This is a genomic window from Bacillus sp. J14TS2 (genome assembly GCF_018333015.1).
GTDB lineage: Bacteria > Bacillota > Bacilli > Bacillales > Bacillaceae_C > Lederbergia.
The window spans coordinates 497,779-508,683 of the sequence record NZ_BORE01000002.1 but is presented as its reverse complement, the minus strand read 5'-3'; the positions used below and the strand labels follow the sequence as shown (position 1 = coordinate 508,683).

The 10,905-nt window shown below is 40.1% G+C and carries 9 protein-coding genes; all 9 read left to right on the top strand.

Going from position 1 to position 10,905, the window contains the following annotated elements:
* Positions 1 to 100 precede the first annotated feature (100 nt).
* Positions 101 to 553: a hypothetical protein gene (locus KI375_RS04980; protein ID WP_212972409.1), complete on the top strand. Its 453-nt coding sequence runs from the start codon at positions 101 to 103 to the stop codon at positions 551 to 553.
* Positions 554 to 1,341: 788 nt separating this feature from the next.
* The gene (pyrR, locus tag KI375_RS04975) at positions 1,342 to 1,878 is read left to right on the top strand and encodes a bifunctional pyr operon transcriptional regulator/uracil phosphoribosyltransferase PyrR (RefSeq protein ID WP_212972408.1); all 537 of its coding nucleotides are present in this window, start codon (positions 1,342 to 1,344) and stop codon (positions 1,876 to 1,878) included.
* A 146-nt stretch (positions 1,879 to 2,024) separates the two neighbouring features.
* Positions 2,025 to 2,900, top strand: a complete 876-nt coding sequence (locus KI375_RS04970) for an aspartate carbamoyltransferase catalytic subunit (RefSeq protein WP_212972407.1) — start codon at positions 2,025 to 2,027, stop codon at positions 2,898 to 2,900.
* A gap of 13 nt (positions 2,901 to 2,913) precedes the next feature.
* A complete protein-coding gene (locus tag KI375_RS04965) occupies positions 2,914 to 4,191 on the top strand; it encodes a dihydroorotase (RefSeq protein ID WP_212972406.1) in 1,278 nt (425 codons plus the stop codon).
* Positions 4,191 to 5,291, top strand: a complete 1,101-nt coding sequence (locus KI375_RS04960) for a carbamoyl phosphate synthase small subunit (protein ID WP_212972405.1) — start codon at positions 4,191 to 4,193, stop codon at positions 5,289 to 5,291. Before KI375_RS04965 ends, KI375_RS04960 begins: the two co-directional genes overlap by 1 nt.
* Positions 5,284 to 8,499 carry a carbamoyl-phosphate synthase large subunit gene (carB, locus tag KI375_RS04955; RefSeq protein ID WP_212972404.1) on the top strand — a complete coding sequence of 1,072 codons (3,216 nt, stop codon included), beginning with the start codon at positions 5,284 to 5,286 and terminating at the stop codon, positions 8,497 to 8,499. Before KI375_RS04960 ends, carB begins: the two co-directional genes overlap by 8 nt.
* The gene (locus KI375_RS04950; RefSeq protein ID WP_212972403.1) at positions 8,496 to 9,278 is read left to right on the top strand and encodes a dihydroorotate dehydrogenase electron transfer subunit; all 783 of its coding nucleotides are present in this window, start codon (positions 8,496 to 8,498) and stop codon (positions 9,276 to 9,278) included. The genes carB and KI375_RS04950 overlap by 4 nt, the downstream gene beginning before the upstream one ends.
* Positions 9,275 to 10,198 carry a dihydroorotate dehydrogenase gene (locus KI375_RS04945; protein WP_212972402.1) on the top strand — a complete coding sequence of 308 codons (924 nt, stop codon included), beginning with the start codon at positions 9,275 to 9,277 and terminating at the stop codon, positions 10,196 to 10,198. The genes KI375_RS04950 and KI375_RS04945 overlap by 4 nt, the downstream gene beginning before the upstream one ends.
* The gene (pyrF, locus tag KI375_RS04940; RefSeq protein WP_212972401.1) at positions 10,188 to 10,904 is read left to right on the top strand and encodes an orotidine-5'-phosphate decarboxylase; all 717 of its coding nucleotides are present in this window, start codon (positions 10,188 to 10,190) and stop codon (positions 10,902 to 10,904) included. Before KI375_RS04945 ends, pyrF begins: the two co-directional genes overlap by 11 nt.
* The last annotated feature ends 1 nt before the right edge of the window (position 10,905 follow it).

Genomic DNA, 10,905 nt, shown 5'->3' with positions numbered 1-10,905 from the left:
CATATTGATCATCCTTTTTTCCTCTCTCCATGTAGAATAGATAGTCACTTTCTATCATAAGAGAGATTGATAAAATTGGAAATCAGTGGCTCATTTTTATGTGATCGAACCATTTAAAAGTGGCTCAATTTTAGATTATCAAATACAACAATTCGCTGAGCATCATGAAATTGAATTAATATCAGGAAGCGAACAATCTTTACTTGCTGTAGTTGTTCAGAAAAGGTTGCAAGTGGTACTTCCTGATGAATCAGTTGCTGGAGAACCTTTTTATTGCTTAATGGAATTGGGAAATGAAAAGCAGATCACTGGTACATACATACGTACTTTTGTTACAGAAGAAAATTCATTTTTAATTTTATGTGTTTCAAAAAAAGAAGCAGAAGATCTTGTGAGTGATTCAAATACAGTTGTAAGAGGTATTGATAAAAGACATCTTGAAATATTATGTAATTATAGTGCTGAATTGGGGTGGAACTTAGCTATAAAGATCTTTCTAGAGCCTAAAATACAAACTGTGGAACCTCAACTTATAAGAGAATATTTTCTTTAATAATATACCACTATTTTAAAAGATACCAAGTTGCGAAGGAGAGTGTGATTCAGCAAATTATATTTAAGAGTTTGTAACATTTTTAAAGTTGTAATCTTATAGAGGGAGACTGGATGTATTATAGACAAGGTATTTATTTTTAACAACAGCCAACAAAATCTGATTGTTCATCTATACGGTGTATTTCTTTTTATTATAGTTTGTTGCTTCTGTTCAAGTGAATGAAACAATAAATAACTTTAATTAACTATTCCAAAATCAATTTTGAAGGAAGATGTATATCATTTAGAATGTGTTGATTGGAGTGGCGGCTGGCGACTCCTGCGGGAATGAGCGTGCAACTTGAGACCCTGCAGGAGCGAAGCGACGAAGCGGCTCAAGGCACGCCCCGCGGAAAGCGTCCAGCCAAAACGGAAATCGACATCTTCATCCCACTACTAACCATTATAACAAATGTGCATAACCGCACATTAGTTTGTATTGCATAAAATGTGTAAAAAGAAATCAATCCAACGATTGCTGCTTTGAAAATGTCTGGTTGATGAAATAATCATTCATATCTAATGAAAATCGGGAAACTTAACGAAGAAAAAACATTGACAATCGTCAATGGAATGTATATAGTATGGATAGTTACATATAAACCTTTAATGTAGTCCTGTGAGGCTATGAAGGATACAAACCACTACTTGTGTCAACATGACATAAGTCATTCATTTTGGGATTCGTATACCCTCATACCTTAAGGTGTGAGGGTTTTTCATTTCTTCAAAAAGGGGTGAGTCATAATGGGAAAAACATTGGTTTTGGATGATAAATCGATTCAGAGGGCTTTAACAAGAATTGCTCATGAAATTCTAGAAAGAAATAAAGGAATTGAAGAATGCATTTTGATTGGCATTAAAACAAGAGGAATTCATCTAGCTGAACGGTTAGCAAAGCGCATCGAACAAATCGAAGGGCAGAAAATCCCTGTTGGAGAAATAGATATAACCCTTTACCGAGATGATTTGACTTATAAAACAGTTGATGCTGAGCCTGAAGTAAGAGGGTCTGAACTACCAGTCGAAACAAGAAATAGAAAAGTCATTTTAGTTGATGATGTTTTATATACTGGCCGAACCGTGAGAGCGGCAATGGATGCATTGGTTGACTTTGGACGCCCTTCATCCATTCAATTGGCTGTTTTGGTGGATCGCGGACATCGAGAATTACCTATCCGGGCCGATTTCATCGGAAAAAACATCCCTACATCAAGCCAGGAGAAGGTTGTCGTTGAACTTTTAGAGTCTGATGGGGTAGATCAAGTAAACATTCATAAATAAATAGAAATCCCTTTTAAAAGACAGTCCAGAGAGACTGACAAAGGGAGGTTAAAACAGGAGCGATTTCTGCCTGCTTCTTTTTGTACCCTCTTTGTCTGGATTTGGACAGAGAGTTTTTTTATGGGGAAAATGAGGAGGCAACGGGAATGAAGCATTTGCTTACTATGAATGATTTAACGTCGAGCGAGATATTGGAAATTTTACATATTGCCGATTCATTTGCAAAGGGCGACAGTTGGACTCCAACACAAAAGACATATGCGGCCAATTTATTTTTTGAACCAAGTACGAGAACGAAAACAAGCTTTGAAATGGCAGAACGAAAGATCGGGCTCGATGTAATCCCTTTTGATGGAGGATACTGCAGTACAACGAAAGGTGAGAGTTTATATGACACCGTTCGTACCATAGAATCGATCGGGATTTCCATTGCTGTGATCCGCCATGAACAAGAAGCCTACTATAATGATTTAAAAGATAGAGTGGGTCTTCACCTTGTGAATGGAGGAGATGGTTGTGGACAGCATCCTACACAATGTTTACTAGATCTGTTAACCATTCAACAAGAATTTGGTTCCTTTCAAGGTTTAAAGGTGGCAATCATTGGGGATTTAAATCATAGTCGTGTAGCTAAATCAAATGTAAAAGCTTTATCTGAACTGGGAGCAGAAGTTGTTTTTTCTGGGCCTGATGAATGGTTTTTGGATAAGGGAACACCTAACTACAATATAGATGAAATTATTGAATCCGTTGATGTGGTCATGCTCCTTCGCATTCAACATGAGCGCCATTTAAGTTTATCAGCGATCACAGCTGAACAATATCACGGGCAACATGGCTTGACAGTGGAACGTGAAAAAAGAATGAAAAATGGGAGCATTATTATGCACCCTGCGCCAGTGAATCGTCAGGTAGAGATAGCTGATTCTTTAGTAGAGTGTGAGCGCTCAAGAATTTTCAAACAAATGGGAAATGGTGTTTATGTCAGAATGGCTGTTTTAAGAAAATTACTAGAATCCTAGGAGGAGATTTTTTATGAATTGGTTAATTAAGAACGCAAGTTTGCCAACTAATACTCTAGAAAAAGTAGATGTAAGAATTACTGATGGAAAAATAAAAGAAATTGGAAAAGAGCTTTCAAATCATGGTGAAAAGGAATGGAATGCAAACGGGTTACTGCTTAGTCCTGGATTGGTTGATGTACATATTCATTTACGCGAACCAGGCGGTGAGGCGAAAGAGACAATTGAAACGGGTACACTTGCTGCAGCAAAGGGTGGTTTTACAACTGTTGCCGCTATGCCAAATACAAATCCGGTCCCTGACTCGGCCGAACAAATGAATTGGCTTGTAAACGAGTGTAAAGAACGCGGGCATGTTCAAGTATTACCATATGCTGCAATCACGGTGGGACAAAAAGGAGATGAGCTTGTAGACTTTGAAGCATTAAAGCAAGCAGGAGCGTTTGCTTTCACAGATGACGGTGTCGGCGTGCAAGAGGCAGCTATGATGTATGAAGCAATGAAGCAGGCGGCGAAACTTGATATGGCGATTGTGGCTCATTGTGAAGATAACTCTCTTATTTATGGTGGAGCTGTTCATGAAGGGAAATTCTCCCAGCAAGCGGGGATCCCAGGCATTCCATCGATTTGTGAATCTGTACAAATTGCTAGAGATGTATTGTTAGCGGAAGCAGCGAATTGCCATTATCATGTTTGTCACATCAGCACAAAAGAATCGGTTAGGACTGTCAGAGATGCTAAACGAGCGGGTATTCATGTAACAGCAGAAGTGTCGCCACATCATTTATTGCTTTGTGAAGAGGATATTCCTGGAGAAGATACAAATTTCAAAATGAATCCACCTTTAAGAAGTAAAGAAGATCGAGAGGCACTGATTGAAGGTTTACTAGATGGGACGATTGATTTTATTGCAACCGACCACGCCCCGCATACAGCTGAGGATAAGGCGAAAGGGATGCGCAATGCCCCATTTGGAATCGTGGGCTTAGAAACAGCTTTCCCGCTCCTTTACACACATTTTGTTAAAAAAGGAATTTTCCAATTGGAACAACTTTTGGATTGGTTAACGATTAAGCCAGCTCAAACGTTTCACCTTGATAAAGGAAACATCAATCTTGGAGTACCCGCAGATTTTACATTGATTGACTTAAAGCAAGAAAAAACAATCGACCCTCATGAGTTTGTTTCTAAAGGGAAAAATACACCATTCGCGGGATGGAAATGTCAAGGATGGCCTGTCGCTACCTTTGTTAATGGAGAATTGAAATGGTCTGAAGGAGAGGAAGCTTAATGAAAAGGAAACTTGTATTAGAAGATGGCACTGTATTTGTAGGAGATGCCATTGGAAGTGAAAAAGAAGTTACTGGGGAAGTTGTGTTTAATAGTAGTATGAGCGGCTATCAGGAAATCATTTCTGATCCTTCTAATTACGGCCAAATCCTGACCTTTAGCTATCCACTCATTGGAAACTATGGGATTAATCGTGATGATTTTGAAAGTATTCAACCAATGATCAAAGGAATGGTTGTGAAAGAGGCATGTGATTTTCCATCGAATTGGCGTTCCAACATGTCAATTGGAGAATTTCTAAAGCTCAAGGAAATTCCAGGTATTACGGGTGTAGACACAAGAAAACTAACACGATTAATTAGAGAAAAAGGAACGATGAAAGGCATTTTTTGTCATATCGATGAAAAAACAGAAGATGTACTGATTCGAATACGTGCCACAACCTATCCTTCAAATGAAGTGAAGCATGTTTCTAGAACGAAACCTTTTCCAAGCCCAGGCCGCGGGAAAAATGTCGTTGTAGTCGATTTTGGATTAAAGCATAGCATCTTACGAGAATTAACAGAACGTGGATGTGATATTACCGTCGTCCCTTATGACACATCGGCCGAAGAGATCCTTGCTTACAGACCAGATGGAATTCTCCTTTCAAATGGACCAGGCAATCCGGAGAATATCCTCCAAGTCTGTGAAATGATTCAGATTGTGCAAAAACAGATTCCTTTATTCGGAATTGGGTTAGGCCATCAATTATTTGCTCTAGCCAATGGCTGTCAAATCGAGAAAATGACTTTTGGCCATAGAGGATCAAGTTATCCAGTAAAAGACCTCACTACTGGAAAGATAATTTTCACCTCTCAAAATCATGGCTATGAAGTAGTAGAAGCATCCGTTGATTCAAGTAAGCTTAGTGTAACTCATCAAGCTCTCAATGGGCATTCAATCGAAGGATTGAAACATACAAAATGGCCAGCCTTTTCTATTCAATTTCAGCCGGAAGCAGCCCCAGGCTCCGAAGATGGAAAAATAGTATTGGATCAATTTATGAAGCTGATGAATGTAAAGGACCATCAAGAAAAAGGAGCGACACAACATGCCTAAAAGAACGGATATTAAAAGTATACTTGTAATTGGATCTGGTCCTATCGTCATTGGCCAAGCAGCAGAATTTGATTATGCGGGTACCCAAGCCTGTCTAGCTTTAAAAGAAGAGGGGTATCGTGTAATATTAATTAATTCTAATCCTGCTACGATTATGACAGATACAGAAATCGCGGATGCTGTCTATATTGAACCATTGACATTAGAATTTGTCGCAAGAATCATTCGCAAAGAAAGACCCGATGCGATTTTACCAACTTTGGGCGGGCAAACTGGTTTGAATATGGCCATGCAGCTGGCACAAGCGGGGATTTTAGAAGAATGCAAGGTTGAAATTCTCGGAACAAAGCTATCAGCGATTGAGCAGGCAGAAGATCGTGACCAATTTCGTACTTTGATGAATCAGCTGAATGAGCCTGTACCAGATAGTGATATTATTCATACGATTGATGAAGCTATTTCTTTTGCTGAAGATATTGGCTATCCAATTATCGTAAGACCTGCTTATACATTAGGAGGAACAGGTGGAGGAATTTGTGAGAATCTCGAGCAATTAAAGGAAATTGTAGCAAGTGGATTAAAACATAGTCCAGTTCATCAATGTCTTGTAGAAAAAAGTATTGCCGGATTCAAAGAAATTGAATTTGAAGTAATGAGAGATGCGAATGATAATGCGATCGTGATCTGTCATATGGAAAATTTCGATCCTGTTGGAATCCATACAGGTGACTCCATTGTGGTCGCGCCATGTCAAACACTGAGTGATCGTGAAGTGCAAATCATGCGCAATGCCTCACTAAAACTGATACGTGCTTTAGGCATTGAAGGCGGATGTAATGTCCAACTTGCTCTTGATCCAGAGAGTTTTCAGTACTACTGTATTGAGGTCAATCCAAGGGTGAGCCGCTCATCGGCGCTTGCATCCAAAGCGACTGGCTTCCCAATCGCTAAACTCGCTGCCAAGATTGCGGCAGGCTACACACTGGATGAAATTATGAATCCTGTTACAGGTAAAACATATGCTTGCTTTGAACCAACCATCGATTATATTGTCACAAAAATACCGAGATGGCCATTTGATAAGTTTGAATCTGCGAATAGACGTCTGGGAACACAGATGAAAGCAACAGGTGAAGTGATGGCTATTGGCAGAACCTTTGAGGAATCCCTATTAAAAGCGGTACGTTCATTGGAAAGCGGGATTTCCCATCTTGAACTTCCCGGAAGTGCACAGATTGAATATGCGGTGCTCCAGAAACAGATTGAAAGAGCAACAGATGAACGATTGTTCTTCATTGGAGAGGCATTAAGACAAGGGATCTCGATTGAAAAAATTCATGAATGGAGTCAAATCGACCTTTACTTTTTGTATAAGCTTGAAAAAATCATCAAGCTTGAACAACAACTACGAGATTATCCTAAGGATATCGAATGGGGAAGAAAAGCAAAGGAATTGGGTTTTAGTGATCAGACGATCGCCAAGCTGTGGAACATCACTGAGAAGGATGTATATGCATGGAGAAAAGAAGAAGGCATTATGCCTGTTTATAAAAAGGTGGACACTTGTGCAGGTGAATTTGAAGCCGAAACACCTTATTTTTACGGAACTTACGAGCTAGAGAATGAATCAACTCAGAGCGATAAGAAGAGCGTTGTCGTGCTAGGATCAGGACCAATCAGGATTGGCCAAGGGGTTGAGTTTGATTATGCAACCGTCCATAGTGTTTGGGCGATTCAGGAAGCAGGCTACGAAGCGATTATCATTAATAATAACCCTGAAACGGTCTCAACAGATTTCAGTATATCGGATAAGCTTTATTTTGAACCACTGACAATCGAAGATGTGATGCATGTCATTGATCTTGAGCAGCCAGAGGGAGTTGTGGTCCAATTTGGAGGACAAACAGCGATTAATTTGGCTGATGAGTTAGAAAGTCGGGGCGTGCAAATTTTGGGGACTTCTCTAGAAAGTCTGGATCGCGCTGAAAATCGTGATAAATTTGAGCAAGCATTAGAAAATTTACGAATTCCACAACCAAAAGGGAAAACTGCATTCTCTGTGGAAGAAGCGGTGAAGATTGCCACGGAAATTGGCTATCCAGTTCTTGTTCGTCCATCCTATGTTCTAGGTGGAAGAGCGATGGAGATTGTCTATGAAGAACAAGAATTGTTGCACTATATGGAAAATGCGGTGAAGATTAATCCAGAGCATCCTGTTTTAGTGGATCGTTATTTAATAGGAAAGGAAATTGAAGTCGATGCGATTTCCGATGGAGAGAATGTCCTAATCCCAGGTATCATGGAGCATATTGAGCGAGCGGGTGTTCACTCTGGTGATTCGATTGCCGTTTATCCACCGCAAAATATTAGCGCTGAAATGAAGGAGAAAATTGTCGATTATACAAAGCGTTTAGCACGAGGACTTGAAATTGTCGGTCTGTTAAACATCCAATATGTTATTTCGCAAAATGAATTGTATGTGATCGAAGTTAATCCGCGTTCAAGCCGGACCGTTCCATTCTTGAGCAAAATCACCGGCGTACCAATGGCTAATGTAGCAACGAAGGTGATCTTAGGAAAATCGTTACCTGAATTAGGCTATGCCACTGGCATCATCCCAGAACAAGAAGGGGTATATGTGAAAGTACCTGTCTTCTCGTTTGCAAAGCTAAGAAGAGTGGACATTACATTAGGACCTGAAATGAAATCGACTGGGGAAGTAATGGGGAAAGATAAAACGATGGAAAAAGCCTTGTACAAAGGACTAGTTGCATCTGGAATGGAAATAAAAACGTATGGAACAGTCTTAATTACAGTGGCTGATAAAGATAAAGAAGAAGCTCGTCGATTGGCACAAAGATTCTCAGCCATTGGCTATCGTATTCTTGCTACAAGTGGGACAGCAAAGGTAATTGCCAATGAAGGCATTCCTGTTGAAGTAGTTGGGAAAATTGGCTCTGAGGGACTTACTTTGATTGATGTGATCCGCCAAGGGAAGGCACAAATTGTTATCAATACATTAACAAAAGGAAAGCAACCTGAACGAGATGGCTTTAGAATTAGAAGAGAGTCTGTAGAAAATGAGATTGCTTGCTTAACATCACTTGATACGGCTGAAGCGATTTTGGGGGTATTGGAATCGATGGTTTTCTCCTCTGAGCCGATGATAGGAGGAGCGGCTAAAAGAAAAGAGGCGATGCAACTTTGATTCAACAAGAAATGATGCGTGTTGTTTCGCAACAGGAGATTGCCAGCAATATATTTGAATTAACGTTGGAAGGCGCCATGGTAAAACAAATGAGCCAGCCTGGTCAATTTGTCCATATTCGGACAAACCCGGGGCTGGATCCTCTCCTTAGAAGACCTATTAGTATTGCTCATATTGATAAACCAAATCAGCAATTTACGGTTATTTATCGAGCGGAAGGGAAAGGAACGAATTTACTTTCCCTTCAAACTGAGAATAACGGACTTGATGTTTTAGGGCCTCTAGGAAATGGTTTTCCTTTGAATGCGACTGATCCAGGAGAAACGGCTTTGCTTGTTGGAGGCGGGATTGGGGTTCCTCCGTTATATGAGTTGGCCAAGCAACTTGCAAAACAAGGGGTAAAAACGAAACATATACTTGGTTTTCAATCAGAAGATGTCGTTTTTTATGAGCAAGAATTTGCACATTATGGTGAGACGTATATTGCAACTGTGGATGGTTCAAGAGGAACGCAAGGGTTTGTCACAAATGTCATAACCGAAAGGCAGATCGATTTTGATGTACTTTTTGCCTGTGGCCCGTCACCTATGTTGAATGCTTTGCAACAACAATATAAAGATCGAAAAGGATTTCTATCAATGGAACAAAGAATGGGATGCGGGATTGGCGCTTGTTTTGCGTGTGTATGCCATGTCAATGAACCAATAGATGGAAAAGACTATGTAAAAGTTTGTAGTGATGGTCCTGTTTTTCCAATTGGAAGGGTGGTATTAACATGAATCACTTGCAAGTAGAATTACCAGGATTATCTTTAAGAAATCCAGTGATGCCCGCATCTGGCTGTTTTGGATTTGGTCGAGAATTTAGCCAATTATATGATTTAAGTACATTAGGCGCCATTATGATCAAAGCAACGACACTAGAGCCGCGATTTGGAAATCCAACCCCTCGAGTGGCAGAAACAGCAGCTGGGATGTTGAATGCAATTGGTTTACAAAATCCTGGTCTAAAGGGAGTTCTAGCGAATGAATTGCCATGGCTAGAACAATTTGATGTGCCGATTATTGCAAACGTAGCTGGCTCCGAAATGGAGGATTATGTGGAGGTAGCCAAAGAAATCTCGAAGGCACCGAATGTCCATGCCCTTGAATTAAATATTTCTTGTCCAAATGTGAAAAAAGGCGGGATCGCTTTTGGGACCATTCCTGAGGTTGCAGCTGAATTAACGAAAAGAGTAAAGGATGCTTCAGCCGTTCCTGTTTATGTCAAACTCTCTCCAAATGTCGCTGATATTGTTGGAATGGCACAAGCTGTAGAAGAAGCTGGTGCAGATGGATTAACGATGATTAACACATTGCTTGGTATGAGATTGGATTTAAAAACTGGTAAACCGATCTTGGCCAATCAGAGTGGAGGATTATCCGGACCTGCAATCAAACCAGTGGCAATTCGAATGATATATGAAGTCAGTCAAAGAGTATCTATTCCCATTATTGGTATGGGCGGCATCGAATCTGTTGATGATATTATTGAATATTATTATGCTGGAGCGAGTGCAGTAGCGGTTGGTACGATCAATTTTTCTGATCCTTTTATTTGCCCGCGCTTGATAGAGGAACTTCCGCAAAAATTGGCTGAATTAAATGTATCCCATATATCTGAATTGGTTGGAAGGAGCTGGAAAACATATGCGGGCTAAACCTATTATCGCGCTTGATTTTTCAGAGAAGAATGATGCAATACAATTTTTACAGCATTTTGAAGGTGAATCCTTATATGTAAAAGTAGGGATGGAATTATTTTATAAAGAAGGTCCTAGTTTATTAGCTTTGCTAAAAGAGCATGGGCACGAAATCTTTCTGGATTTGAAATTACATGATATCCCGAATACTGTTTATAGCGCAATGAAGGTGCTCGCTCAATTTGAAGTTGATATGGTTAATGTTCATGCTGCAGGAGGATTAGAGATGATGCAGGCAGCTGTCCGGGGATTAAATGATGGATTGATTGGTAAGCAAAAGAGACCTAAAATGATTGCTGTAACACAATTGACGAGTACGAGCGAGAAACAAATGCAGCAAGAACAATTGATTTCCCATCCCTTGGCAGAGTCTGTTCTTCATTATGCAAGATTAGCACAGCAAGCTGGCGCAGATGGTGTTGTTTGTTCTGCACTAGAAGCAAGAGGGATAAAGGATAAAACAGATGAGCAATTTTTGCGTGTAACGCCAGGCATTCGATTAATAGGTGATGCTGCAGATGATCAAACTAGAATCGTAACCCCTCTGCAAGCTGCTGAAATTGGCTCGACCCATATTGTTGTCGGCCGCTCGATTACGAAAGCAAAAGATCCATATAGCGCCTATATGCATGTGAAATCAGATTGGGAGATGAATGAAAAATGAC

What these genes read in the sequence shown, in the direction of transcription:
- pyrR (WP_212972408.1), top strand. Translation starts at nt 1,342, where the DNA reads ATGGGAAAAACATTGGTTTTGGATGATAAATCGATTCAGAGGGCTTTA.
- KI375_RS04970 (WP_212972407.1), top strand. Translation starts at nt 2,025, where the DNA reads ATGAAGCATTTGCTTACTATGAATGATTTAACGTCGAGCGAGATATTG.
- KI375_RS04965 (WP_212972406.1), top strand. Translation starts at nt 2,914, where the DNA reads ATGAATTGGTTAATTAAGAACGCAAGTTTGCCAACTAATACTCTAGAA.
- KI375_RS04960 (WP_212972405.1), top strand. Translation starts at nt 4,191, where the DNA reads ATGAAAAGGAAACTTGTATTAGAAGATGGCACTGTATTTGTAGGAGAT.
- carB (WP_212972404.1), top strand. Translation starts at nt 5,284, where the DNA reads ATGCCTAAAAGAACGGATATTAAAAGTATACTTGTAATTGGATCTGGT.
- KI375_RS04945 (WP_212972402.1), top strand. Translation starts at nt 9,275, where the DNA reads ATGAATCACTTGCAAGTAGAATTACCAGGATTATCTTTAAGAAATCCA.
- pyrF (WP_212972401.1), top strand. Translation starts at nt 10,188, where the DNA reads ATGCGGGCTAAACCTATTATCGCGCTTGATTTTTCAGAGAAGAATGAT.